Source organism: Vibrio sp. 1978, from assembly GCF_033344345.1.
The window spans coordinates 279252-305876 of sequence record NZ_JAWPOP010000001.1; the positions used below are offsets into that span (position 1 = coordinate 279252).

The window sequence follows — 26625 nt, forward strand, 5'->3', positions numbered from 1 at the left end:
AAGACATTGTTTAGTTTGCGGTATTACTCAGCGTTTCGCATACTGAGTTAATCCAAACAAATAATGTTAAAAAACGTGAGTTGCTAGCGGGTATCGGAATCGAGGTACCATCTCAGTAAATCGGTTTTATAAAAGGTTACTTTTATATGCTGAATAAGGCGATTTTTAAAAAAGCCATCATTTTCCTTCTGCCTATTCCCTTGGTTATTGGAGAAGTTTTGTATTTAGCTCGTGAAAGCGTGCAAAACAATCTCAATCATTTATTAGAAAAAAATGTGCAAATTGCAGATGAAATTTTATTCCAAATAGAGACAGAAAACCGCACGGCGCTGCTACACCCTGAACGATGTGAAGAGCTCCAGCAAAGCTTAATGTTTGAACGAGATATTGAAGAAATGCTCATTGTGAAAGAGGGAGTCATTACTTGTTCTTCGAAATTGGGAAGTATCTCTAAACCGTTAGCTGAGCACATCGCCTTTCCCAAGGGACAAACGCTAGCGCTTGGTAGTGTTGATAGCTTGTACGATCAGTTCTTGCTAGTGGTAACGGAGGGAGAGCGGGGTTATCAAGCCGTAACGATTATCGATCATGACTACTTTAATGCAACAATAGGGTTTAACAACGATTTACGCCTAAAACGCTCTGCGCTGTTTATCCATGATCAAGTTTCACCTGAAGGAGCATTAAGAGCGGGAAGTAATCCTATCGGTATCAAATCGTCGCAAATGTTTGAGTATGAAGCTTTGAGCGAAGCCAGCGATCTTTTCGTCAAACAGAGAACACTTTCCTATTTTTTGTACTCAATTCCAATTATTTTCGTTATCTACCTTTGCTTGTATGCGTTGAATAAGTTTATTGATCCCCATCGCAATTTGATACTGGATCTTAAAAGAGCGATAAAAAGAGGAGAGTTGACCCTGTATTACCAACCGCAAGTTAACGTTGATACCGGCCAGTTATTCGGGTTTGAAGCGCTAGTGCGATGGGAGCATCAAAGTAAGGGGTTCATTTCTCCGGATGAGTTTGTCCCTGCGGCAGAGCAAAGTGGATTGGTTTTTTTACTTACTGATTTCGTTCTGGATAAAGCGGCAGAGGACTTCAGTAAATTAGTCTTTGATCAGCCTGTCCACCTTGGTATTAACGTGCCGCCTGGTTATTTAGTCGGACCAAACGCGATCAGAAAAATTCAATTGCTCGACAGACAGTTGAGCCGAAACAAAGTCTCATTAGGGGTAGAGATAACGGAGCGTCAGCTCATTGATTCAGAGGCGAGAAAATGCATTGCAGCGCTGCGAGTGCATGGTATTGATGTGCTGATCGATGATTTTGGAACTGGCCAAACCTCGTTAGCATTTCTACAGCACATGCGCATAGATTACTTAAAAATCGATAAGTGCTTTGTCGAAACCATTGGTATTCCTAGCCTTAGTGCTTCTGTCTTAAAAGCGATGGTTCACTTCGCGGAAGAATTACAAGTACAATTGATCGCTGAAGGCGTGGAAACCATAGCGCAAGCTGAACACTTAAAGAAGATGGGAGTGAGATATCATCAGGGATACCTATACTCCAAACCATTACCTTATGAGCAGCTTGCGCAGCGAAGTCATTATGATTGGTAGACGTTAGCTCTATAACACTGAGCATTTTCATCAAACACAAACTCTAACTCATTTTTGATGCTATCTAAGCGGTCTTCTTGGTAGTGAGACACATACAATAGTTGGCTTAAATTCTCTCTAGCGATGAGCTCAAGTGTGTTCTTAACTAACCGTCTACCCAAAAAATCTAACCCTTGATACGGCTCGTCCAAAATCAATAATGTGGGTTGTTTCACGATGGCTCTTGCAATCAGTAATAGTCGCTGCTGACCGTACTCTAATTGCTTGAATGAGGTTTTTTTGTACTGGCTCATATGTAAGATATCGAGCCACTCGTTTGCAATATTCATCTCTTTGCGAGTTGGCTGGTTATACAACCCAATCGAATCGTAAAATCCTGACAAAATGACTTCTAATGCGCTGCAATTGACTCGATATTGGAGGTGTAGCGCTGAAGACACCATACCGATATGCTGCTTAATTTCCCAGATTGTCTCGCCAGTACCACGCTTTTTACCAAAAATATCAATGTCATTGCTGTAGCATTGCGGATGATCGCCAAAGATCAATCCAAGTAAGGTACTCTTTCCACAACCATTTGGGCCTTTGACCTGCCAATGTTGGCCCTTGTCTATGCGCCAGTTCAAGTCAGTAAAAATCTTCTTATCGGTGTATTCAACAGTCCCATTCTTTAGTTCAAATATTGGGTTGTTGAATGGCGTCGAGTGCTGATGCTGACGTATCAAGCTCATCATTTCTTCACTCTGTTGCTCTGACTGAGATTTTATTTGTCCAATGATTGGATGATTATCCCAACTGGACTTATCCATTGTACTATCAAGCTTTCCTGCACTGAAAAGCGCGATGCTATTGATCCACTCAGGCATGTCAGATTCGCGAGAGAAGGTTACGAGTAGTTGCACATTTTGAGAAAGCGAGTGTAAATAGCGAGCGAGAGCAGCTCGGTGCGCAATATCTAAGCCAGTAAATGGATTATCGAGTAATACTAAGTCAGGTTGTGTGGCTAAAGCTCGGGCGAGCATTACTCTTCTGGTTTCTCCGGTAGAGAGAACGCGGAAGCCACTATCTTTAAGATGACTTAGGTCGAGATCATTAATTAGCTGTTCAGTTAAGTTGGTGTCTTGGCTCTGCTCTAGGATTAATGAATAAACAGTGCTCCCTTGGTCGATACGATCAAGAAAATCCGTATCATCCTTTTCTAATTCTCTTTCCAGTAATCGCTGTTGCTCTGATAACGACACTTGCGCAACGGACAGCCCATTTAGCTCAATTTCCCCACTATTTGGTGACATTTCATCACAAATAAGGTCTCCAAGCAGAGAGCCAATATCTCCATCCGCGCTGAATATCCCCCAAGACTGCTGAGTGTTAATTTTCCAATCGTCAATAAACAAGTGTGTCGTGTTTCTCTTAGCTGCAAGCTGACGAAAGTGAATAGTCATTGTGTTTGTCTTCCCTGTTTTCGTTTTAGTGGATTACTTATAACAATTTACGAACTCAGTACGGAAGCGCTTTTGTGTATTAATTTTGAACAGTGCTCAGTCTTGTGCATATTAACGAAGCCTTGTAGTAGAGGATAAAAATGCGACTAGAGTCATTAAGTAACAAGTAAACTTGTCAATAATTTTGTTTTATTTTTGAATCAACCTATCATTATGCATGTATATGTTATGCTGATAAATTCATATCTGCCGTTTGTTAATTAATCAATGTAAGGACACATGTTTATGAGTGAAACGGAATACGATTACCCTTCGAGTTACAGCCTAGTTTCCATTACCGATACCTCCAGTTACATCAAATATGCCAGTGAAAACTTTAATGAAGTCGCGGGGTTTGATGAAGGGGAGCTTATCGGTAAACCCCACAATGTTGTGCGTCATCCTGATATGCCAAAACAGGCTTTTAAAGATTTATGGACTCACCTGAAAACTGGCAAACACTGGATGGGAATGGTCAAAAATCGACGTAAAAACGGCGGCTATTATTGGGTTGACGCGTTTGCTTCTCCTATAAAATCTAATGGTGAAGTTGTGGAATACCAATCAGTGAGATTTAAACCTGAGCGTATACACATCCAGCGAGCGGAAAAAGCGTATTCGAAGCTTCGAAATAATCGTAAGCCGTGGAAAATGTATCTTCCTCGTACACGTTTGTGGATGAGATCGGCCTTCTTCCTTTTAATTTCAAACCTTCTTGGCTTACTCATTCTACAAATGAATCAATCACCAGTGATAGCGTTTGGCGTTGTTGCGTTACTTTCCGTTTTCTCTATTTATGTATTAACCAGACCAGTTGAGAAGCTCGCTAAACAGGCTAGGCAAGACTTCAACAATCCACTCATGGAATATATTTATTGCGGAAGAATCAACGATCTGGCTGAGATTGAGCTGGGTATGAAGATGCGTAAGCAATTTGCCAATGCGCTATTGGGGCGCGTTGGCGTGTCTGTAAAAGACTCTTGCGAAAAAACGCGCGCAAGTGCTAACAGTGCTGCGACAAATAGCCAGCAAGTGACGGAGAACTTAAGCGCACAGAAAGTGGAGATTGACTCGGTCGCAACAGCGGTCAACGAGATGCAAGCCTCTTCATCTGAGATATCAAATAATGCTCAAGCGACCGCCGAGGCTACGTTAGAAGCGCAAAATACGATGATAGACAGCCGTAGCGTTATCGATAATGTTAACCAATCGGTACTAGAGCTGGTGGGTGAGCTCGGCGAAATATCTAAAGTGGTCATACGTTTGAACCAACAAACCGAGCAAATTGGAACCGTTGTTGAAGTCATCAATGGTATTGCCGAACAAACTAATTTATTAGCGTTGAACGCTGCAATTGAAGCCGCGAGGGCAGGCGAACAAGGCAGAGGGTTTGCCGTTGTAGCAGATGAAGTGAGAACCTTAGCTAAAAGAACTCAGGAATCGACAACAGAGATTAAATCGGCCATTGAAGGGATTCAAAATGGGAGCAAATCAGCGGTTTCTGCGTTAGAGAAAGGTAATGAAATGTCGACCGGAACGGTAACATTGCTAGGTACTGCTTTGGATAGCATTCAACAACTGGAGTCCCTTGTTCAGGACGTCGTCGAACGAAACCAACAAATTGCGGTCGCGATAGAAGAGCAGGTTTATGTAACGGATGAAATAAATGAAAACATCCAGTCGCTTAATTTAAAGTACAGTGAATCGTATGAACTGATGACTGAAACGAATCATATGAACACCAAAGTGCAAAATTGCACCAATGACCTGTCTGAAATGATTAAGAAGTTTGCTTAAACTTTAGAAAATCGAAGTTAAAAGCCCGCTAAACATTAGCGGGCTTTTAACTGGAATATAGTGAAGTGCTGGATTCGCTTACGAGCGAGGATTTCTAAATCTCGTTTTTGTAAGAGCTAAAACGACGAGAGCTCGCAATAAATGCGAGCTCTCTAAATAAGTGGCGGAGAGATAGGGATTTGAACCCTAGATACGCTATTAACGTATGCCGGTTTTCAAGACCGGTGCTTTCAACCACTCAGCCATCTCTCCGTTGTGGGCGGTATAATAAGGAGCATAGTCCGACTTGTAAAGTGCTGAATTATAATAGAAGTACTGTTTGCTTGTTTTATGATCACTGATGTGATGTTGGACAGTTTGAAAACGGAGTGAAAAAGGGACAAAAAGTACCAATTTATAGAGTTTTTACTTTATATTGGCGCACGTCAATAAAATGGTGTTTTATTGTTATCTTGCTGATATATAAGACATAACATGCTTTTAGGGTACATGTGTTCGCCCGAAAGTATTTGCAAGACTTTGTGAACTAATTCAAAATTAACTGGTATAGCCAGTTGTGCTTAGAATTCTTAAGGGTGTTTATGAAGGTCACAAATCTATTTAAAGACAAAGTTGATGCGATTTCTGCTCATCAATCCGAGTTTATGAATTGGATGTCTCCAACGTTACGCGATTATTGGAGTGACTTTTTGGGGAAAGCTCAAAATAGCTTTCTTTTCTCAAAAGTTCGTGATCACCAGCAGCCAGCCGTCAACGAAGAAGTTGCACCTCAACCTGCACCGATCGTAATGGCACCTGAGGCTCAAAAGCTTTATGACGAGTTAAGTGAAAAAATTGGCGAAGTTATTCACACTGGTGATTGGGTTCATGTGTCTCAAGAACGTATTAACCAATTTGGTGCGGTAACGGAAGACATGCAATGGATTCATACTGATCCAGAGCGTGCTTCAACTGAATCTCCATTTAAGACAACTATCGCTCATGGCTTTTTAACATTAGCATTGCTGCCTAAACTGACGGATTCAGTCGATCCAGACAAGCCAATGTTCCCAACAGCTAAAATGGTAGTTAACTTGGGTTTAAACCAAGTCCGTTTCCCTTACCCTGTCAAAGCAGGCAATAATGTTCGTGCAGTCAGCACGTTAACAAAAGTAACGCCAATCAAAAAAGGTTTGGAGATTGAGCGCGAAATTAAAGTGGAAATTGAAGGTATTCGTCGACCTGGTGCGGTTGTGGTCTCTGTAATTCAACTGCATTTCTAATTCCGAAACCGGATAGAACACGACATAGTAAAAGAGAGCATCAAGGTGCTCTCTTTTTCATTTTTACTGATTAAAGTTTTTTACTGGCGTATAACCGTAACCTGCAATCGCTTTTTGTCCCTGCTCTGAACGAAGGAAAGCGATAAAACCTTTACCTGCATCGCTAATCTTATCTACTTTGTATAGCACTAGGAATGGTCGCGCCAACTTGTACTTATGATTGCTAATGTTTGTCGAGGTTGGGTCAATACCATCTAACTGAATCGCCTTGATCGAGCGATCTACTGACCCTACAGAGATAAAACCAATGGCGCGAGTGTTATGGTTAACAATGGTTTTTACCATGCTGTTGCTGTTTACAACCAAGTTGTTTGGGCTGATATCCGAGACAAGGCGATCATTAACGATTTTGGTCAGTCCCAGCAAGCTTTCGAAGCTGTAACGTGAACCTGAAGACGCTTCTCTAGTAACCACCGCGATAGGCTGATCTGCGCCCCCGACCTCTTTCCAATTCTTAATTTTACCTTTGTAAATATCAAATAGTTGTTGCTGAGAAAGGTTTTCTACAGAGTTGGTACGGTTTACAACAACAGCGAGGCCATCATAAGCGATAGGGTATACATTGAGATCTTCACCTTTTTCGCTTTCAGTCAGATAGCGAGAGCTCATGCCTATTTCGGCTACTCCTTTATTGACCATGGTGATACCAGCACTCGAACCAATGCCCTGAACAGCAACGTAATCGTCTGGGTGTGTTTTGTTGTATTCCTCAGCAAGTACATCCATCACACGAGCAACCGACGTTGAACCCGAGATGTTGATTTCTTTTGCAATGGTAGGGAGGGAGACTGCTATGGCCAATAACGTCGCCACAGTAAAACGTAACATATTAAACTCCATATACGGGATAAAGCAGAGTTTATGATATTGCGTTCAGGTTACACTTTTGTGAACTGTTAGCGCTAAACAGGGGAATTGTTTCTAGTCAAGAGGTGATGGAGCTAGCGTTTCCAAGTGGATTGAGATGATAATCTGGGTAAATGATAATATAGCTATCTTATACTTGAGTTAGGTAGATAACTACCATCGGTGATGATGTAAAGGTTATATACTAGGATCGACAGCTCTAACTATCATCCATCGGGAGAACGTTGATGTCAGTGTCCCAAATGGCGACAAGTCGTTTATACAAATCAGTTCAATCGCTCTGCTCTGCGCGTAATGCTAACTTGCCTGTCGAACAGGGCAAGTGCCTCTATGAGCTAGTAGAAAATGGCGTTGAGCTTCATCGGGCGCATTTTCTCCTCGACTCCCAGCATAGCGAGTATACTTCTCCCGTCGCGAAGATCATGTTTGATGAGGACAACCAACTTTGGTATTTCTATGTTCCCACATATCACAACGAGCTGTTAAGGTGGGTGCCTTATAAGCCACTTCCATTTAGCCGAATGCTTGAGGACTTACTCAACGAGTTGGAGCGCGATCCTCAAGCGTGTTTTTGGGAATAGGGCGAGCCCAACGGATGCGAATGCCGACATGATTTATACTTTAGGCTTAACGACTTGGTTTCTAAAGTCTTTGGGGGTCATGTTGTAAACGGATTTAAATGCTGTACTGAAATGCGCTGCACTTTTAAAACCAGACTCAAACGCTATTTCTGTTATTGATTTTTCTGACTTGCGCAGTTGGGTTGCTGCGAAGTTTATCCGTTTCACCTTTAATATCTGAGAAAACGAAAGATCATCTGCGGCGAGGCGACGTTTCAAGGTCGCGATGGACATGCTCATATGAGCCGCTAAGCCTTCTAGCGTGATGTCTTTTTCAATATTACCCTCAATGTACTTAATGGCTTTTTGAGAGTCGCTCAGGCTACTTGCATCATCTATGATAGATAGGATGTTTGGCTCTACCTCAACCATCAACGACAGCAATGCCATTGCGATATGGCTTTGTGTGTAGTCTGGAGCGTTGCGACTCGCTAACTTAACCAACATGTCCTTCAATTGTGCTACTTCGCTACTGGATTGCGTTGAAAAAGGATAGAAGCGCCTTTCTTCCGTTTTGGAACGTAGCATCGGGTGCGCTTTCTTAAAGTCACAGAATATGTTTGGGTTGAAGACCAAAGCCAGTGCTTTAAAGCCACCGTCACTAGAGACGGCTTCTGCACTGCTCAGATCTGCGGAGTTATAGAGTGTGAAATCTCCGGCTTTAAGTTCAAATTGCTCACCATTAGGTTGATGAACTAATAGGGCACCTTCTTCAACAATATATAATCCATTATGTGTTGCAGTGTAACGCTCACTTTTGCGCGCAGTGAAGTGATTAAAGCGAATGATCTCAATGTTCGGCATACTCGTTCTTATCGTTTTACATAACAAATAAAAAAGGCGCTCAATAGAGCGCCTTTTAACTTCATTCGGTATTATTCACTTACAGTCTGTTCTGTTTGTGCTGCTGGTTGTTCAGCGAATACCTGGGTTGGCTTTGCAACTAAACTGCGGTTTTCTTGGTTTACGTCCGTAAGGACAATTTCCAATGTATCCCCAAGTTTGTATACGACCTCTTTATCGATAGAGATGGTACCGTTGTCGCCATTGCACTCAATTCTTTCTTTATTATCAAGAATTAGTGCACCAGGAATAAAGGCTGCTGCGCCATTTTCGAGAAGTCGGACACGTGCGCCTGCACGATTAATATCGAAAATCTCACCTGTGAAACAAGTTTTCTTGCTCGGCTCATCAGCAAGCGTGCGTGCATATAGCCAATCTGAGACATTTCGCTCAGCGATTTTATGATGTTTACGATGTAGAGCTAGCTCTTCGCCTACTTGGTCATCTGGTTTTTGTACGGGTTCTTTACCAAGGATGACGGCCTTCAACATACGGTGGTTGATCATATCACCGTATTTACGAATTGGTGATGTCCAAGTTGCATAGATGTCTAAACCCATTGCGTAATGAGGCAGAGGCTGATTACCCACTTCACTGTATGCTTGGAACTTACGAATACGGTTATCTAGATAAGACGTTTCTTGAGCAGCCAACCAGCGGCGCAACGCAGCAAAGCCTTCTAGCGTAGCAATAGACTCCGCTGTGAACTCCAACTGGCCTTCTGGATTGACAAGTTGAACCACTTCTTCAATCTTCTCGTTCTTGATACCTGCATGCGTATTGAAGACACCTGTTTCAAATTTATCGCGTAATGTACGACCTGCACAGATGTTTGCGGTAATCATGGATTCTTCAACAAGACGGTTTGCACTGCGGCGCATGTCTGCGTGGATAGCGATTACATCGTTATCTTCACTGAGCTCAAAACGGTAGTCAGGACGATCAGGGAAGACCACTGCGTTTTTCTCACGCCATTCAGCGCGAGCAAGAGAGAACTCATAAAGATCACGAACGATAGTCGCGATCTCTTCAGATGGCGTCCATGCTTCAGAGCTGCCGTTTTCTAACCAATCAGACACGTGATCGTATACTAGGCGTGCATGTGATTTGATGTTTGCCGCGAAGAATTTAATATTGTCGCCAATCACACCATCTTTACTTACCGTTACGGTACAGCAAATAGCAGGGCGGGTTTCTCCTTCAATCAGAGAACATAGGTTGTCCGCTAAATCGCGAGGTAGCATCGGGATGTTGCGGCCTGGAAGATAAATAGTATAGCCACGCTCACGCGCTACTTTATCCATTTCATCTTCAGGTGTGATGTAAGCGGTTGGGTCCGCAATAGCGATGGTGAGTTCGAAATCGCCAGATACGGTTTTCTTCGCGTACAGCGCATCGTCCATATCTTTAGTCGATTCACCGTCGATAGTGACGAATGGAACATGAGTCATGTCTACGCGTTCTAGCTCCGCGTCGTCTTTTAGTTCCCAGTTATCGATGCCTGCTGGCTCAGAGTTTGGTAGATCGTTTTGAGCAAGCGTCACCCACCAAGGCGCAATTTTATCATTCGCGTCAGTGATTTTTTCAGAAATTTCTACGAAGAAAGAGTTATCGCCTTTTAGAGGGTGGCGAATAAGATGTGCGACAACCCAATCACCTTCGGCGAACTCGTCAGGTTTTAGACCTTTCTTTAGTTTCGCTTTAAGAGATAGCTTTTTAAGCTGTGGGTGATCAGGTGCTACGTTGAGCTTGCCTTTGAACATTTTTACTCGACCAATAAAGCGAGTCACGGCTTGTTCCAGCAGCTCTTGTGGCTCTGCAACTTCGCGTTCATTTTCGGTGCGGATAATGGCGATGACTTTGTCACCGTGCATGCACTTTTTCATGTACGCAGGCGGGATGAAGAAGCTCGTCTTACTGTCCACTTCCAAAAAGCCAAAGCCTTTATCTGTGGCTTTTATTGAGCCTTCTTTTTTAGGCAGGTTTTCTTGGATTTGCTGCTTAAGCTGAGCGAGTAGTGGGTTATCTTGAAACATCTTTTCTTAAATTACCTATGGAGTTGGGCACACTATAATCATTGCGAGCTATTATTACTACCTGTGGAGCGTAATTTCGCTGTGAATTTTGCCAATTTAACCACGAGAAATTGGCTTAAATATTGATGAAATTCTCATCTGTGAGTTACGCGAATCTACGGGGAATGGTAGGGTTGGTGGAAAAATATGCTAAAAATACCATTGTTGAGAATAAATTGTGATGTAATTCAATTTTTTCTGGATTTTTTTATGCTTTTAAGGAATAATCCGCCTCCCTTAGTCGTCCCTAATGGCTTATCGCGGTTGTGTACTGTGCTGTGTTCCCGTCTGAATGGAATCAGTATCTGGATGGATCAGTATCGAATTGGAAGAGCATATGGGACTGTTTTTTTGTTTAATTAAGTAGGATCCCAATGCAAGATTCTGTTATTCAATTCAGTGATTTATCTCTGAATGATTCTATCCTTTCTGCTCTAGACGGAATGGGTTTCGTGTCACCAACTCCAATTCAGGCTGCGGCAATCCCACACCTATTGGAAGGTGCTGACGCGCTGGGTAAAGCTCAAACAGGTACAGGTAAAACAGCAGCGTTCTCTCTGCCTCTTCTCAACAAACTCGATCTAAACCAACGCAAACCGCAAGCGATTGTACTTGCTCCGACTCGTGAGCTGGCAATTCAGGTTGCAGCGGAAATGAAAAACCTTGGTAAAAACATCAAAGGTTTGAAAGTTCTAGAGATTTACGGTGGCGCATCTATTGTCGACCAAATGCGTGCTCTTAAAAGTGGCGCTCATGTAGTTGTCGGTACTCCAGGCCGTGTTCAAGATCTTATCAATCGCGAACGTCTACACCTAGACGAAGTTAGTACTTTCGTTCTTGATGAAGCAGACGAAATGCTAAACATGGGTTTCGTAGATGACGTAACTGCGATCATGGAGCACGCTCCAGAGTCAGCACAACGCGTTCTGTTTTCTGCAACTATGCCTCCAATGCTGAAGAAGATCGTTGAACGTTTCCTTCGTGACCCTGTAACGGTTGACGTTGCTGGTAAAAACCACACTGTAGACAAAGTTCAACAACAGTTCTGGGTAGTGAAAGGTGTAGAGAAAGATGAAGCAATGTCTCGTCTTCTTGAAACTGAAGAAACTGACGCGTCAATCGTATTCGTACGTACTCGTCAAGATACTGAGCGTCTGGCTGACTGGCTATCTGCACGTGGCTTCAAAGCAGCTGCACTGCACGGTGACATTCCTCAGTCTCTACGTGAGCGTACTGTTGATCACATCAAACAAGGTGTTATTGACATCCTAGTTGCAACTGATGTTGTAGCTCGTGGTCTTGACGTTCCACGTATTACGCACGTATTCAACTACGACATCCCATTTGATGTTGAGTCATACATCCACCGTATCGGTCGTACTGGCCGTGCTGGACGTAAGGGTAAAGCGATCCTTCTAGTTCGCACTAACCAAATTCGTATGCTTCGCACTATCGAGCGTGTAACTAAGTCATCTATGGAAGAAATCCAACTTCCTCTACGTGACCAAGTTGCTGAAGCTCGTCTAGCTAAGCTAGGCGCTGAGCTTGAAGCAGAGAAAGAGCACAAAGCACTAGACAAATTTGCTGAGTTGGTAGAGAAACTACAAACTTCTCTAGACATCGACCCAGCAACACTTGCTGCTATGCTTCTTAAGCGTCAGCAAGGCAAACGTCCTCTGTTCTACATTGGCGAAGACCCAATGGTTGAAGCAATTGAGCGTGACAAGCAACGTCGTAAAGAGCGTCGTGAAGGTGGTCGCGATGGCGGTCGTAACTTCAACAACCAAGACTGGGATACTTACCAGCTTCAAGTTGGTCGTGAGCAAGGCGTTCAAGTTAAAGACATCGTTGGCGCTCTAGCAAACGAACTAGGTCTAGGTAAAGGTTCTATCGGTGCGATCAAGCTAGCTCAAGGCCACACATTCGTACAGCTACCTAAAGCAATGACTTCAGACGCGGCGAACAAGCTAAGCAAACTACGTATCCGTCAACAAGATGTTGGTGCTGTAGTATGTGATTTCGATGATTTCCGCGAGTCTCGTGGTGGTCGCCGTGACGGTGGTCGTCGCGAAGGTGGTCGTCGTGATGGCGGTGGTTACCGTGGCAACCGCGAAGGCGGCAATCGTGGTGGTGATCGTCGTGAAGGCGGTCGTCGCGAAGGTGGTTTCCGTGGTAACCGTGACGGCAACCGCGATGGTAATCGTGAAGGTGGCGAACGTCGTTTCGATCGCAACCGTGGTGGTGATCACCGTGGTGCACATCGTGGTGAACGTGGTCACGGTCGTGGCCGTCGTACAGACGCATAATCACGAGTGATTAAAGCGACGGTTTAAGTTGCTACAAAAAGAATTGAAAGCCGAGCAAAGCGCTCGGCTTTTTTATGCGCGTCTAATACGGTTTTGCTTTTCATCGTGTTTGTTTACCCAACTTATTACTTCGTCTAAGGGCAGGGCAGAACAAGTAACCCTGAATGATGTCACAGCCTCGACTTCTCAAAAAATGCAGTGTGTCCATGTCTTGAACGCCTTCTGCTACGACCGAATACCCTAATCCATGTGCTAACGCAATCGTGTTCTCAACGATAGAGCGGGAGCCTTCAGTGCGGCTTGCTGTGAAAAGAAATTAACCAGCTTACCTTGAAACGTATTATCAATCTTTCGACGTTTTTGAGGTTATCTCATAATTTGAATCAGTCATTGGCCTTCAGGTTGTGTCATGTCTTCGATAGACTCAAAGCAGTATTTACGATTAGGGAGCCCAGTAAGAGCGTCATGGACAGCATTGCGCTTCTCTCTTTCAGCAACGGTATGAAGCTCGAATATCGAATCGTTGCTCCACTTAATCACCAGCACGACAAAGATACTGCCGCCAAAAAGTATAAGAGAAACCCCCGTTTCTAAGAGAGAAGCAATAGGTTTTTGCATGATGGCGTGCAAAAAAACGGCATAAGCAAAAATGAAACAGCTGATTAACAATAATAGGAAAGTCCACCCGGTTACGTCAGTTTTCGAGCAGATGTTTTTTGTCATCTGCCATCCCCAGCAGAGCAAAATCGAACCTAAGATCACTAATAGAAATGCAATAGTGGGCACATTATTACCCCGATTTATTGATTGGTTTGTTATTTTTGTTCACCCAATAAACAACGTATCTTATATATCTGACTTTGTACAAATTGACCTATTCATAAATTATCTTTAACAAGTGATATCTTTTAGCCTTCAAATAAAATGAAAACTTGCTACAGATCAACAAAATTTGTTCAATTAAATCGGTTTTACTAAAAGATTGTTGAAAGATTAAAAAATTATTGAATAATAGAGGGGCAAACAAGAAGTACGCAGCGCACAAGCGCTATTACAACCTCTGCTCTACAACAGGATAACTATTTCATGTCTAATTCGTTTGTACTGGTGATCAACTCTGGTAGCTCTTCATTAAAATTTGCTGTTATTGATTCTGAAACCGGTGAAGCTTTGGTATCAGGTATTGGTGAGTGTTTTGGCCTACCTGAAGCTGAAATCAGTTGGAAATATCAGGGAGAAAAAACCGTTGAAGCAATTCCAGCTGGTGGCAACCATCATCAGTACGCTGTTGAGCGAGTGGTAAAACTACTCGATACTCTAGGTTTGAGCTCAAAATTTGTCGCTGTAGGCCATCGCATTGTCGCAGGCGGTGAAACCTTTAAAGGAACTGTGAAAGTTGATGAAACAGTTATTCAAGAAGTAGAGCGCCTTGCTGAACTTGCACCACTTCATAACAAAGCGAACGCTGAAGGCATGAGAGCGGCAATGGCGGCGTTCCCTTCACTGCCTCAATTTGCTGTATTTGACACTGCTTTCCACCAAACAATGCCAGCCAAAGCCTTTATGTACGCACTTCCTTACGAGCTTTACGAAGAGCATAAAGTGCGTCGTTACGGTGCTCACGGTACAAGCCACTACTACGTAAGCCGTGAAGCAGCGAAAATGCTAGATAAGCCGGTTGAAGAAAGCAGCTTTATCACTGTGCACTTAGGTAACGGTGCATCAGTGAGTGCGGTTAAAAATGGCGAATGTGTTGATACAAGTATGGGTTTGACGCCGTTAGCTGGCCTAATGATGGGCACTCGCTGTGGTGACCTTGATCCAAGTGTTATCGAGTTCCTTTTCCGTAAAGGCTGGGAAAAAGACGAAGTGTTCGAGATGATGAACAAGAAGTCAGGTTTCTTAGGTGTATCTGGTGTGACAAGTGATGCTCGTGGCGTACTAGAAGCAATGGAAGCGGGGAATTCACGTGCGAAGTTGGCATTTGAGATCTTCACTTACCGCGTTGCGAAATACATTACTTCCTACCTAGCGGCTCTGGATTCATTAGACGGCATCATCTTCACTGGTGGTATTGGTGAAAACTCACTACCAATTCGTCGTGAAATCTTGAAAAACCTAAAACTGTTAGGTTTTGTTGAAGATGAGAAAGGTAACGAAGATGCAAGATTTGGTAACGCAGGTGTTATTGCAACATCTGAGTTATTAGGTGCCAAAGCTCTTGTTATTCCTACTAACGAGGAATTTGTGATAGCTAAACAATCGGTTGAGCTATTGTAATATATAACGAAAACAGAAAGTTAAAAGCGAGCCTCGTGCTCGCTTTTTTACTTAAAGCAATTTGGTAATTACTCTTTGAGTTTCAGAGCTTCGCGCTTTTCGATTAAAAAATCCATCAAGACGCGGATTTTTTTCGGCATATGCTCTCGTGAAGGTATATATAAATAAAACCCAGGAAACTCTTTGCACCAAGGTGTCAGAACTCGGGTCAATCTTCCCTCATTTATGTGCTTTTCCACCCATAAATCAATATGCTTCACTAAACCCACACCCTGTATTGCAGCTTGTAACATACTATAGTCATCATTAAAAATAGCATTGCCTTTAGGCTCGAAAACGAGGGTGCGCTTTGCAACATCTGGAGAGGTTAGCGACCAATGATCAATTGTTCCGCTAGAGGTAAAACGATAAGCAAGGCAATTGTGACCTTCTAAATCCTCAGGAGTTTGAGGTAGTCCATTTTGCCTAAAGTATTCAGGAGAGCCCACTATTGCCGTTGTTAACGGCGGAGTAATAGGGACCGCAACCATATGTTCATCTAAGCTTAATCCTAAGCGAATGCCAGCGTCAACGCCTTCTGCGACGATGTTAGAAAACCCATCATCCATGATTAGCTCTAGGCGTATTTTAGGATAACGAGAGAGGAACTCACCTAGATAGGGCTCAATAAGCAGCCGAGCAGCGGTTCTTGATACACTGATACGGATTAATCCCGAAGGCTCAAGATGAGAGTCGTTCAATTCGTTAACGACCTGCTCAATGTTCATCAATGAAGGTTGCAAAATATCAAGCAGACGTTGGCCTTCTTGAGTCAACGACATACTTCTAGTGGTTCTATTGATTAACCGAACTTGTAGCTGTTGCTCTAACGCTTTCAGGTGTTGTGATAAGGCAGCACGGGTTATCCCCATTTCTAAGGCTGCTTTAGTGAAACTGCGATGGCGAGCAATATGTGCTAACCACGTCAGTGATGAAATTAAAGAAGGTTCTATTCTCATTTGTTAAGTATAACTAAACAGTCATGTAGATAAAACGATATTTATCCGAAACAGTGTGTTGACTAATATTACCTCGAAGCTTAGGTCAGCCTGAGATGAACAGTTAACCTCTAATGGAGAATGTCGCTATGTCTAAAGTCACTTTCAAAAATCTCAATGGTCAAGGTATTGAGATTTCAGCGGTTATCAACTTCCCTACAGATTTTGATGCAAGTAAACAATATGCGGCGGTTGTTGTTTCACACCCAGGTGGTGGCGTAAAAGAGCAAACCGCAGGCCTATATGCGAGTAAACTTGCAAAAAGCGGCATAATTGCCATTGCGTTTGACCGTTCGTATCAAGGTGAAAGTACAGGTGAGCCTCGCCAAATGGAAAACCCTTACACGAGTACTGAAGACGTGAGCGCAGTCGTCGACTATCTGACAACGTTAGAGTACGTCGATAACGATAAAATTGGCGCAATGGGGATTTGTGCTGGTGCGGGCTATAGTGCAAATGCAGCGATCAATGATCGTCGAATCAAAGCACTGGGTATGGTTAGTGCCGTAAACATTGGCCAAATGTTCCGTAATGGTTGGGATAATTCGGTTAACGATGCTGACGCTGTTGATTACTTAGAATTTGGTTCGAATGCTCGCACAACCGACACGAATGGTACAGAATTCGCGACTATTCCTCTAGCTCCGATGCGTGAAGAAGATGCCTCAAATGCAGAGCTACGCGAAGCTTGGGAGTATTACCACACACCACGTTGTGAACATCCGAATGCGCCGGGCTTTGCTCTAACTCGTAACTTAAACCAGATCATTACTTACGATGCGTACCACAAAGCGGAAGCATTCCTAACTCAGCCAATTCTTGCTGTCGTTGGTAGTGACGCAGGCAGCAAATGGATGAGTGATGACCTGATAGAACGTGCTGCGAGTTCAGATAAAACCTTGTATGCCATTGATGGTGCAAACCATATGTCGCTTTATGATGTTGCCGAATACGTCGATGACGCAGTATCCCAACTCGCATCTTTCTTCCAACGCACTCTTTAATATTCCCGATGAAAGGCTCAATTGCTTCGAGCCTTTCTGCTCTCAAGGCTTTTTACTCTTAAGGTATTGATTATGAATATGCAAAAAATCACTTTTAGAAATGCTGATATGTCTTGGGATATGTCTGCATTAATTTTATTCCCAGAAGGCTTCAATGAATCGAAACGCTACCCAACAATGATAAGTGTTCATCCTTTTGGTAGTTGTAAAGAACAAACATCCAGCGCTGTCTATGGTAAAGCCCTTGCTGAGTTAGGTTACGTCGTGATCGCATTTGACGCGAGCTTCCAAGGAGAATCGGGGGGATTGCCTCGCTACGTAGAAGACCCAAGTCAACGTGTTGAAGATATCAGTCGCGTTATCGACTATGCAGTGACTTTACCTTATGTCGATGAGAATAGAATTGGTGGACTCGGTATCTGCGGCGGTGGTGGTTACATGATCAATTCAGCCCTAACCGAAAAGCGCTTGAAAGCTGTCGTAGGTATTACGCCTGTTAACTTAGGTCGCTTGTTCCGTGAAGGCTTTAGTATGTACGACCCTATCGCCAATCTTGAAGCTATGGCTGCGCAGAGAACAGCCGAAGCTCGCGGCTCAGAGCTGAAAATCGATGAACTTCTTCCTCCAAATATTGAATTTGCAAAAGAAAATGGATTAACAGAACGAGACGTGTTCGAAGCTACTGAATACTACAAAACATCACGTGGACAAACCGAAGGTGGTGCAACTCGTATGCTGTTTTCACATGCACAGAAAACACTGAGCTGGGATGCCTTTGCATTTGCCGAAACGTTATTGACTCAGCCTGTTATGGCCGTGGTAGGGCAAAAAGTCGGGGCGTTTGGTGCTTATCGTGATGGGCAGGAAATTTATGGCCGCTCTGTTCAATCAAAAGACCGACAGCTGGTTAATTTGGAAAACTGGTCTCACTATGAACTGTATGACCATCCAGAAGCAGTCGGCATTGCAATGGACAAGGTTTCAGCATTCCTTGAAACACACTTAAAATAATCTAATAAGTTAGAAGCGTTTTGTAGAGTTGCAAAGCGCTTATTTTTAACAGCGTAAGATGTAGTTCGAAGCGAGTAGGTCGGTAAATCTTCGTGCGAATAACCTCATCTACAGGCTATTGACTAAATACCACTGCCAAATACTGTTTAAGACAATGTACACTGAAACCTAATTAAAGGCGTTAGATAGGAATGAAGTTTAATTTATGCGCAAATCAGATAAGAAGGTCGAGAATCTAATTAGAGGAGTGTTGACCGAAGTTTGTGAAGATACGCTAAAAGGCTACGATGGCTTTCTTTGGGTGACTCATACCGTCAAATTCTCTTCTTTTCCACAAAGTTTAGAAATAGTCTGCGTATTCGAAACGAAGCAAGATCGAGCTAACTTTTTTGAAGGAGAGGGCCGCCAGCATGTTTCCACAACTATTCAAAAGGCATTTAATAAGGCAGGAGTGCAACTAAAGAACGCCAGTAAGCAAATCAGTTACGATACAAAACAAAAGTGTTAGTGCGGGCAGCAATGGTCCGTAATAAAATGGTGCTTGGCTACCTTGCTATAAAAATGCAAAGGGCACTGGATGGGCAATGAAGCTTCAGCTCACTTAGATATACATCGGTGTAACTATGAGTTATGGAGTTATGGAGTTATGGATTGTGAATACGGTTGGTTTTCTAATGTTGCCTTAAGAGGCCATGATTAGTCGTTTATAATGAGTAAAGTACAAACTTCTGCATGGTGGATATCCGCAGAAAATTATTGAAAAGAAAGGCTCTAGCTGGAGCGGTCTATCATTTTCTTTGGGTTACCTCGACTATGAATAGCTTAATTGCTATGTTTCGCAAAATATATGGATATTCTTCTGCTCGTTATCTTCAGATGCCGTGCAGAAGAATGTGTTTGCCGGCTGAGGGAAAAATGAAAACCAAAATAATAATGTCTTTTCTACTCGCTACATTATGTGTCAGTGTCAGCGCCAGTACGAATGAGCCGAAATACCATTCTGCGCTAACAGTCAAAACGGGATTCAGTGAAGACAGAGACAAGCCTGTGGAAGTCTATTATTGGTATCCCACAACGAACGAAAAAAACAACTTCTCGTTTGGTAGGGGGAACATTTTTAAATCAGTCGAAACGCAGTTAGATGCCCCTTTAGCAAGTGGAAAATTTCCCGTTGTGCTTTTGTCGCAGGGCGGAACACGGTCAGCGTTTTCCCACAGTGGTTGGATAGCCTCGAGCCTGGCGCAACAAGGTTATGTCGTTGTGGTACCAAAGCCTCCTGCACCGAACGAAATCAATGCAGAAATGGCTGTTGATGAAATCACATTCAGAACCAGTGATTTGGTGCTTGGGCTGAACGAATTAAGTTCGGTCGGGATACTGTCCGGAGGCGTAGATACTGATGCAGTGCAGGGGGTCGGCTTTTTTCTGGGCGGCACATCTATGCTGATGCTCTCCGGAGCGCAAATAAGCCCGGAGAAATATCGAACATCGTGTCACAACGCCACCAATGTAGACTGTCATTGGTTACGTGAAAATAACGTTGATATTACCAGCATCCCGGATCAAAAATTCCCCCGATTTCAGTCTGAAAACAAACTGAAATCGGTCGTCGTTATCAACCCTGAGCTAACGAAAACTTTTGTCCCTGAAACTCTGGCCTTGATGAACAATGCTATCACCGTGGTGGCGCTCTCTGATCGGCTACATCCCGCACTGACACCAGCCGAATCACTTGTTGCTCTTCCCAATGTGACGTTTCAAGAGATCCCCAGTGCGAGTCAGTTTAGTGCGTTCGCAGAATGTACTGAGCGTGGCATTAAAATTCTCGCATCAGAAGGGGAGGAAGCACTTTGCCAGGAGCGTGACGAGGTTTCCAGAAAGGACAATCACCAGAAAATTTTGGATGTAATTCTGACTAGCCTAACAAAGCCACAAGAATAGCAACAATGTGACACTTTCTTACACATTGTCTGTTCGAGTAAGCAAAGCGAGGAGTAAGTTTTGTGCAGGCTTATCCCTCCACCATACTGCAAGACATACTAGTGACCGTATTATTTGCCTTAATTAAGTACTTGTCCCAGCATTTTAAAGCTTAGAAGAACACACAAAATACCAACGATTTTCTTAAGAACTTTATTTGGGAAATACGCTGCACAACGCACGCCGAGGCTAGTAGTTAAGTAGCTACTAATGGAGAAGCTGAGCATTGCAGGAAGGTATATGTATCCTAATACTAAGTTGTTCCAATCTGTGTTTCCCCATCCGTTTAACATGTAACCGAGGCTTCCTGACAGCGCGATAGGGAAACCTATCGCAGCAGAGGTACCAATAGCACGTTTTACCTCAAAATTTTGCTGGACAAGATAGGGGATGATCAACCCCGCACCGCTTATAGAGACAAGTGCTGATACAGAGCCAATCACCGAGCTTACAGTGATATTACCGATAGCCCCATGTGGGTTAGGGTTGTACTCATTTTCAGTGTTGAGAAACATCTTATAAGCAACATACAACATGAATACGCTGAAAAAGCCTGCCAGATAAACTCCTTGTAGATACGATGCTACGAATGTGGCGCAAAATGTTCCGACTAGAACTCCGCTCAACATTTTTCCTACCATTGTCGAGTCTACATTCTCTTTTTTGTAGTGAGCGCGCATGCTGCCCAATGTTGTAATAATCATCGAAGCCATTGATGTCCCTAACGCAAGATGCACTACTTCCGTATCAGCTATTCCCTGTAGTGAAAATAGAAACGCAAAAATAGGGACGGCCATTCCACCACCACCCACACCAACGAGTCCAGCGAGAAAGCCAATGCCCAAGCCTGCTGTAATGTAATAGATAATAAAGATAGGTTCGTTCATGATGGTTCTGCCTTCGATAAAATGATCGTTGCTAAAATGTTACTCGAACGCTAACTTGCTATGGTAACGTTAAGAGGACAGAAAATAATGAATAATGGCCAAAATGGAATTGAGTAAATAAAGTGACAAACTCTGATTACAGCGAATGGAAAAATGGCGCCGCACTGATCGCTAAGGAGTGGCAGCATGAAAGGAGCGACTTCAACCATTTGGATCAACGGCCACATAATTGGCACAGTCATCATCGAGGCCAGTTACTGTGTATAGATGAAGGGCTAATACAGGTAAAAACCGATGAAGGAACGTGGATACTACCACCTCACCGAGCTGGTTGGATCCCCCCGGGTGCGATGCACAGTGTTTATTTTTGTGGTTCTCTGAAAGGTAGTTCATTACTGTTTACTCCAGAGAGTTGTGAGCGGTTTCCAATGAGACCTTGTGTTATCCAAATGAGCGATGTGTTGAAAGCCCTATTGGTTAGGGCATCGATATGGAGCAAAACAGACGATCTATCCATACAGTCTTTACGTATTCTCGCCGTAATATCCGATGAAATCGTCAATAGCCCTCATGAGTCACTCCACATCCCACTGCCCAGAGATCCGAGACTGCAAAAAGTTACTCAAGCAATTTTAATAGACCCAAACAGCAAGCATTCTGTAGAGCATTGGGCCAATATTGGGGCAGTCTCATCTCGGACGTTAAGACGATTGATTCGAAGTGAGTTAAACATGAGTTTTAGTGAATGGCGGCAACAAGTACTGCTAATACATTCATTAGAAATGATAGCTCGAGGGGAATCGGTGGGAGATATTGCACATGCTTTAGGTTATTCGACGCCCAGTAACTTTATTGCGATGTTTCGTCGGGTCTATGGCGATTCACCCACGCGTTACTTTTCTAATCGCGGAATATAATTTCCGTGCTCGCATGCTCATGATGTTCCCCTAATTATCTTTAATCAAAAAAGGTAAATATTGAAAAGATTAATTGTTATGTTATAACATTGCCTTGTTTGGGGCTCTACAATTTGTTGTTTAAAGAATTGATCTCACAACCAGTAGTCTCCTATTGAGGAGAGTAAACGTTGATTTCTTCACAAGCGCTGTCTGACTTGACTCTACATGGGGTGGGACTGTGTCAATATGTCCGTGAACTAGAGCGAAATCGTAACGATTACTAGGTCTCATAGCCCTAGAAAATCAACGTTATTAAAACCTTTACCTGACCTTTTTAACGCTTGGGAGGAAGATATATGAGCATTGATGTAGTTGAGAACCCGCTTCGTGTCCAAAAAACATCATCGTTGGCGATATCGACATCAGCGAACATACTTAGCGACATCTACAAACCAGAGCACAATATTGCCATATGGCAGCGAACGCTCTCGAAAGAGTTGACGAAGGACATTAATCTGATGCTGGCTCAGGAGCCTAGATTGGCATTGGTACAAAGTGTCACGCCAGATGATGCTGCACAATGGGTACGAAGCAAGTTAGAGGGCTATGCGTGTGCTGATGCGCTGAGTGAAGATGTTGCTTTAATCGTCGATATGTTCTGCTGTTTGTTTGAGGTTAAAGAAGCAGGTTTGAGACTAACTCGCCTAGACAGCCCGATGTGCCCGAAATTTCACTTTGATCGTGTGCCTTGCAGACTTGTCATAACTTATACCGGCCGAGCGACCGAATGGTTAACCAACGATACCATTGATCGCACTAAACTCGGTGCCGGTAGTCTCGGTCAACCTGATCACCTATCGGGCTTATACGACTCTGAAAGTGCAATACGACGAATGCAGCCTGGCGATGTTGCCCTGCTCAAAGGAAGTGGTTGGGAAGGCAATGAAGCCACTGGACTTATACATCGCTCTCCACATGTTGCAGACAATGAACGTCGCTTACTACTCACATTGGATTTCATCTAGAGATATGAGAAAGCTCAAAACGGTAGATGACGTCATGAAGCAGGTAGAGAAAATCTGCCTGCTGCGAGGTAAACAACTCACTACTAAACGGAAATTGATACTGACTTCACTGCTATATGCGGAGAAGCCGCTTTCTGCCTACGAACTAGTTGACTACTGCAATCACAACTTTTCTCAAAACATTCAAGCGATGTCGGTTTATCGAATACTCGATTTCCTTGAAGCAGAGCACTTTGTCCATAAGCTCAATACATCTAGTAAATACGTCGTTTGTTCTCAAATCGCGTGCGATCAGAAGCATGGCGTTCCACAGTTTGTGATTTGCTCTCAGTGTGGAAAGGTTAGTGAAATAGCGGTTGAAGCCAATGTTATTTCTAGCGTATGTGCGAAAGCCATACAAGAAGGCTTCACCGTTCTTAGCCCACAATTTGAGATTTCCTGTGTTTGCGATGAATGCGCAAACCGCCCCCTATGAGGCAGACACACGATCTCCCCTTATAGCTTCACAAGGTGACCGAGTATTGGCCACCTTTTCAAATTATCTAAAAGAATGAATTATGTCAGCAACATTGATTAAAAACGCTCGGGTGGTTAACGAAGGAGCCATTACCGAAACAGATTTACGTATTGTTGATCAACGAATTGACAAGATTGCTACTAATATATCCGTACAACACGGAGATATTGTAATTGATGCTAAAGGGGCTTATTTACTGCCAGGCATGATTGACGATCAAGTGCATTTCCGAGAACCTGGGTTGACACATAAAGGCACAATTGCAAGCGAGTCGCGGGCAGCGGTAGCCGGCGGTATTACAAGCTACATGGAAATGCCCAATGTTAGTCCGGCTACAACGACTATTGACTCGTTAGAGCGCAAGTTCGCTCTCGCTAAAGAAAGCTCGTTTGCGAATTATTCTTTCTACCTCGGTGCAACCGAAGACAATCTTGAACAGATTAAACAACTTAACCCCAAACAACATTGTGGTGTGAAAGTATTTATGGGGGCATCAACAGGAAATTTGTTAGTCGAAGATCCGCAAGCGTTAGAGTCAATTTTTCGTGACTCTCCAGTACTCATTGTTACTCATTGTGAAAGTGGGACTGTTATTAAACAAAACCAGCAAAAGCAAAGGCTTAAGAAGCCAGGTTTCACTATCGAAGACCATCCCATTTTGCGTGACGAAGAGGCCTGTTACGCTTCATCTTCTTATGCGGTAGAACTTGCCAAAAAGTATCACAGCCAACTGCATGTGCTGCACATCACAACGGCGAAGGAGCTAGCACTTTTTGACGAGGGAGACATTCGAGATAAATCAATCACCGCGGAGGCTTGTGTTCACCATCTTTGGTTCAGCAACAAAGATTATGGCGCTCTTGGTAATTTGATCAAATGTAATCCTTCAATCAAGTTTCCTAGTGACCGCGATGCGTTGTTAAAAGCGTTAAATACGGGGCAAATAGATATCATTGCAACAGATCACGCTCCTCACACTTGGCAAGAAAAACAAGTGCCTTACGAGCAGGCTCCAGCCGGACTGCCGTTAGTTCAGCATGCGTTACTTACTCTCTTCGAGCATGTCCGTTTAGGTCATATGAGTTTGACTCAAGTAGTCGAAAAAACTGCGCACAACCCGGCCATTCGCTATGGCATTCAAGGCCGAGGTTTTATTCGTGAAGGTTACTACGCCGATTTGGTGTTGGTTGATGCTCATACCCCAACACGAGTTAGCAACGAAAACAGTTTATATCACTGTGGTTGGTCGCCTTTTGCTGGACATGAATTTTCAGCTCAAATTCAAAAGACTTGGGTCAATGGCGCGCTAGTTTATGCCAATAACAAAGTCATCGATAAACCAGCTGGAGCGATGCGTTTATCCTTCAATCGTTAAGTCGCTGACCGTTAAAAAAGAGCCATAAACAAACTGGAAGCATTATGTTAAGAAGAAACCCAACGGGCCATATGCCACAGGTGTCCTCAACAGCCTTTATCGATCCAACCGCTATTATCTGTGGCAAAGTCATTATTGAGGATAACGTTTTTATTGGACCCTATGCTGTTATTCGAGCTGACGAAGTTAATAACCATGGAGACATGGAAGCTATCGTCATCAAACGTGACACCAATATCCAAGATGGTGTCGTAATTCACTCTAAGGCAGGGGCTGCGGTGACCATTGGTGAGCGCTCATCCATTGCTCATCGTTCGATTATTCATGGTCTTTGCCAGGTTTGTGATGATGTTTTCATTGGCTTCAACTCCGTCGTGTTCAATAGCGTCATCGGTGAGAGGTGTGTTATTCGTCATAACTGTGTCGTCGATGGCCTCGATTTACCCGCTTATTTCCATGTACCACCGATGACCAATATTGGTGTCGGTTTTGATTTAGAGAGTATCTCTAAAGTGCCGCCAGAATATTCAGCTTTTTCCGAATCCGTCGTTTCTGCCAACCATGAACTAGTCCAAGGCTACCGGAGAATTGCCAATGAACTTTAATAAGCCACTGATTTCGCGAGTGCCGACTAACATCATCACTGGCTTTCTCGGGGTGGGGAAAACATCGGCAATAATGCACTTATTGACCCATAAACCTAGCCATGAACGTTGGGCTGTATTGGTCAATGAATTTGGCGAAGTTGGTATTGATGGCAGCTTGTTACAAGGCCAAAAAAAACAACAAGACCAAGTGTTTATTCGAGAGGTCCCCGGGGGATGTATGTGCTGTGCAGCAGGTCTTCCGATGCAAATCGCTTTAAATCAATTATTGTCTGAAGCAAGGCCAGATCGATTGTTGATTGAGCCTACAGGTCTTGGTCATCCTAAAGAAGTACTGCAAGTGCTATCGACCGAGTATTATCGTCAAATTCTCGCTTTGCAAAAAAACATTACTTTAGTCGATGCACGTAAACTATCGGATCCTAAGTACACTGAGCATGAAACGTTTAACCAGCAAATCACTATCGCAGATACAGTGGTAGGTAATAAGCGCGATCTCTATCAAGATGAAGATGAGCAAAAGCTGACGGCTTATATAGCAAAGCTCGGTCTGCGGGAAACAAAAGTGATTTTCGCTGAACATGGCGCTATCCCTTTTCATGAATGTGGGGGAGCGACTCGTATTGACGTGCAAAAAACGCCCTCTGTTCTTTATCGTGAAAGAGAGAAAAAGTCACTTGTTCCTGAGTTGCCTATGCCTGAGAGCGGCATTCTAAAAGCAACCAATCAGGGGGAAGGTTTCTACAGTATCGGTTGGCGTATATCCGCTGAAAACGTGTTCGATCATCAAAAGCTGAGATTATTGCTGCTCGACCTCAAGGTCGAACGAATGAAAGCGGTTTTTATCACGGGAAGCGGTATTTTTGGTTACAATCTAACATCAGATGGACTCACAGAGTTTGAACTAGACGAGTGTTCAGAAAGCCGCCTAGAACTGATCTCTTCCGGTCTAGATGACCAATTTGAAGATAGATTATTTCGATGTTTGGAGAAGGCATCATGATAGAAAAGAGAAAACTCTCCTTTTAACCATAATGTCTTACCTCCTTAAAATTCTAGTGGGGTTTCTTTTAAA

General features: G+C 43.4%; 23 protein-coding genes, 1 tRNA gene and 1 pseudogene. 16 read left to right on the top strand and 9 right to left on the bottom strand.

Annotation, left to right across the window (positions count from 1 at the left end):
- The first annotated feature begins 146 nt into the window (after nucleotides 1-146).
- Entirely contained in the window at nucleotides 147-1619 is a 1473-nt protein-coding gene (locus R8N49_RS01200; protein WP_258490086.1) for an EAL domain-containing protein, read from the top strand.
- On the opposite strand, the gene modF is transcribed toward R8N49_RS01200, so the two are convergent.
- Nucleotides 1607-3061, bottom strand: a complete 1455-nt coding sequence (modF, locus tag R8N49_RS01205) for a molybdate ABC transporter ATP-binding protein ModF (RefSeq protein WP_064354613.1) — start codon at nucleotides 3059-3061, stop codon at nucleotides 1607-1609. The two genes, R8N49_RS01200 and modF, sit on opposite strands and share 13 nt — an antisense overlap.
- A gap of 285 nt (nucleotides 3062-3346) precedes the next feature.
- On the opposite strand from modF, the gene R8N49_RS01210 reads away from it, so the two are divergent.
- Nucleotides 3347-4897 carry a PAS domain-containing methyl-accepting chemotaxis protein gene (locus R8N49_RS01210; RefSeq protein ID WP_025768974.1) on the top strand — a complete coding sequence of 517 codons (1551 nt, stop codon included), beginning with the start codon at nucleotides 3347-3349 and terminating at the stop codon, nucleotides 4895-4897.
- A 161-nt stretch (nucleotides 4898-5058) separates the two neighbouring features.
- Here R8N49_RS01210 and R8N49_RS01215 read toward each other — a convergent pair.
- A tRNA-Ser gene (locus R8N49_RS01215) sits at nucleotides 5059-5149 on the bottom strand.
- Nucleotides 5150-5478: 329 nt separating this feature from the next.
- Between R8N49_RS01215 and R8N49_RS01220 the strand changes: the two genes are divergently transcribed.
- A complete protein-coding gene (locus tag R8N49_RS01220; protein ID WP_005375670.1) occupies nucleotides 5479-6159 on the top strand; it encodes a MaoC family dehydratase in 681 nt (226 codons plus the stop codon).
- A gap of 63 nt (nucleotides 6160-6222) precedes the next feature.
- On the opposite strand, the gene R8N49_RS01225 is transcribed toward R8N49_RS01220, so the two are convergent.
- On the bottom strand, nucleotides 6223-7047 hold the full coding sequence (locus tag R8N49_RS01225; RefSeq protein WP_064354614.1) for a phosphate ABC transporter substrate-binding protein: 825 nt from the start codon (nucleotides 7045-7047) through the stop codon (nucleotides 6223-6225).
- 266 nt (nucleotides 7048-7313) lie between these two features.
- On the opposite strand from R8N49_RS01225, the gene R8N49_RS01230 reads away from it, so the two are divergent.
- Nucleotides 7314-7667 (top strand): DUF3024 domain-containing protein, encoded by a 354-nt coding sequence (locus tag R8N49_RS01230; protein ID WP_017635751.1) that lies wholly within the window; start codon nucleotides 7314-7316, stop codon nucleotides 7665-7667.
- Between the two features lie 33 nt (nucleotides 7668-7700).
- Here R8N49_RS01230 and R8N49_RS01235 read toward each other — a convergent pair whose 3' ends face one another.
- On the bottom strand, nucleotides 7701-8510 hold the full coding sequence (locus R8N49_RS01235; protein WP_053307810.1) for a helix-turn-helix transcriptional regulator: 810 nt from the start codon (nucleotides 8508-8510) through the stop codon (nucleotides 7701-7703).
- 71 nt (nucleotides 8511-8581) lie between these two features.
- On the bottom strand, nucleotides 8582-10585 hold the full coding sequence (rnb, locus tag R8N49_RS01240) for an exoribonuclease II (protein ID WP_170890049.1): 2004 nt from the start codon (nucleotides 10583-10585) through the stop codon (nucleotides 8582-8584).
- A gap of 413 nt (nucleotides 10586-10998) precedes the next feature.
- On the opposite strand from rnb, the gene R8N49_RS01245 reads away from it, so the two are divergent.
- Nucleotides 10999-12930 (top strand): DEAD/DEAH box helicase, encoded by a 1932-nt coding sequence (locus R8N49_RS01245; RefSeq protein WP_104976537.1) that lies wholly within the window; start codon nucleotides 10999-11001, stop codon nucleotides 12928-12930.
- Between the two features lie 100 nt (nucleotides 12931-13030).
- Here R8N49_RS01245 and R8N49_RS30990 read toward each other — a convergent pair whose 3' ends face one another.
- Both R8N49_RS30990 and R8N49_RS30995 read right to left on the bottom strand, forming a co-directional pair.
- On the bottom strand, nucleotides 13031-13207 hold the full coding sequence (locus R8N49_RS30990) for an EAL domain-containing protein (protein ID WP_373921230.1): 177 nt from the start codon (nucleotides 13205-13207) through the stop codon (nucleotides 13031-13033).
- A gap of 125 nt (nucleotides 13208-13332) precedes the next feature.
- A pseudogene (locus R8N49_RS30995) lies at nucleotides 13333-13653 on the bottom strand (GGDEF domain-containing protein); the annotation flags it as partial.
- A 363-nt stretch (nucleotides 13654-14016) separates the two neighbouring features.
- Between R8N49_RS30995 and R8N49_RS01255 the strand changes: the two are divergent.
- Nucleotides 14017-15210, top strand: a complete 1194-nt coding sequence (locus R8N49_RS01255; protein WP_005375697.1) for an acetate/propionate family kinase — start codon at nucleotides 14017-14019, stop codon at nucleotides 15208-15210.
- Between the two features lie 68 nt (nucleotides 15211-15278).
- On the opposite strand, the gene R8N49_RS01260 is transcribed toward R8N49_RS01255, so the two are convergent.
- Nucleotides 15279-16208 carry a LysR family transcriptional regulator gene (locus R8N49_RS01260; protein ID WP_318189852.1) on the bottom strand — a complete coding sequence of 310 codons (930 nt, stop codon included), beginning with the start codon at nucleotides 16206-16208 and terminating at the stop codon, nucleotides 15279-15281.
- 128 nt (nucleotides 16209-16336) lie between these two features.
- Between R8N49_RS01260 and R8N49_RS01265 the strand changes: the two genes are divergently transcribed.
- The 4 genes from R8N49_RS01265 (at nucleotide 16337) to R8N49_RS01280 (ending at nucleotide 20203) form a co-directional block, all read left to right on the top strand.
- On the top strand, nucleotides 16337-17251 hold the full coding sequence (locus R8N49_RS01265) for an alpha/beta hydrolase (RefSeq protein WP_182038368.1): 915 nt from the start codon (nucleotides 16337-16339) through the stop codon (nucleotides 17249-17251).
- 72 nt (nucleotides 17252-17323) lie between these two features.
- On the top strand, nucleotides 17324-18262 hold the full coding sequence (locus tag R8N49_RS01270) for an alpha/beta hydrolase (RefSeq protein WP_017635745.1): 939 nt from the start codon (nucleotides 17324-17326) through the stop codon (nucleotides 18260-18262).
- A 205-nt stretch (nucleotides 18263-18467) separates the two neighbouring features.
- A complete protein-coding gene (locus tag R8N49_RS01275) occupies nucleotides 18468-18770 on the top strand; it encodes a hypothetical protein (protein ID WP_054579645.1) in 303 nt (100 codons plus the stop codon).
- Nucleotides 18771-18994: 224 nt separating this feature from the next.
- Entirely contained in the window at nucleotides 18995-20203 is a 1209-nt protein-coding gene (locus tag R8N49_RS01280) for an alpha/beta hydrolase family protein (protein ID WP_240694219.1), read from the top strand.
- Nucleotides 20204-20322: 119 nt separating this feature from the next.
- Here R8N49_RS01280 and R8N49_RS01285 read toward each other — a convergent pair whose 3' ends face one another.
- On the bottom strand, nucleotides 20323-21129 hold the full coding sequence (locus tag R8N49_RS01285) for a sulfite exporter TauE/SafE family protein (RefSeq protein WP_258490088.1): 807 nt from the start codon (nucleotides 21127-21129) through the stop codon (nucleotides 20323-20325).
- A 122-nt stretch (nucleotides 21130-21251) separates the two neighbouring features.
- On the opposite strand from R8N49_RS01285, the gene R8N49_RS01290 reads away from it, so the two are divergent.
- The 6 genes from R8N49_RS01290 to R8N49_RS01315 all read left to right on the top strand — a co-directional run bounded on the left by R8N49_RS01290 (nucleotide 21252) and on the right by R8N49_RS01315 (nucleotide 26553).
- Nucleotides 21252-22046: an AraC family transcriptional regulator gene (locus R8N49_RS01290; protein ID WP_258490089.1), complete on the top strand. Its 795-nt coding sequence runs from the start codon at nucleotides 21252-21254 to the stop codon at nucleotides 22044-22046.
- A 338-nt stretch (nucleotides 22047-22384) separates the two neighbouring features.
- The gene (locus R8N49_RS01295) at nucleotides 22385-23053 is read left to right on the top strand and encodes a DUF1826 domain-containing protein (protein ID WP_017635741.1); all 669 of its coding nucleotides are present in this window, start codon (nucleotides 22385-22387) and stop codon (nucleotides 23051-23053) included.
- 4 nt (nucleotides 23054-23057) lie between these two features.
- Nucleotides 23058-23528 carry a Fur family transcriptional regulator gene (locus R8N49_RS01300; RefSeq protein WP_258490091.1) on the top strand — a complete coding sequence of 157 codons (471 nt, stop codon included), beginning with the start codon at nucleotides 23058-23060 and terminating at the stop codon, nucleotides 23526-23528.
- Nucleotides 23529-23610: 82 nt separating this feature from the next.
- The gene (locus tag R8N49_RS01305; RefSeq protein WP_047104476.1) at nucleotides 23611-24945 is read left to right on the top strand and encodes a dihydroorotase; all 1335 of its coding nucleotides are present in this window, start codon (nucleotides 23611-23613) and stop codon (nucleotides 24943-24945) included.
- Between the two features lie 44 nt (nucleotides 24946-24989).
- Nucleotides 24990-25550, top strand: coding sequence for a carbonate dehydratase (locus R8N49_RS01310; RefSeq protein ID WP_017635738.1), 561 nt, complete (start codon nucleotides 24990-24992; stop codon nucleotides 25548-25550).
- Nucleotides 25540-26553: a CobW family GTP-binding protein gene (locus tag R8N49_RS01315; protein ID WP_005375717.1), complete on the top strand. Its 1014-nt coding sequence runs from the start codon at nucleotides 25540-25542 to the stop codon at nucleotides 26551-26553. The genes R8N49_RS01310 and R8N49_RS01315 overlap by 11 nt, the downstream gene beginning before the upstream one ends.
- Nucleotides 26554-26625: the final 72 nt, after the last annotated feature.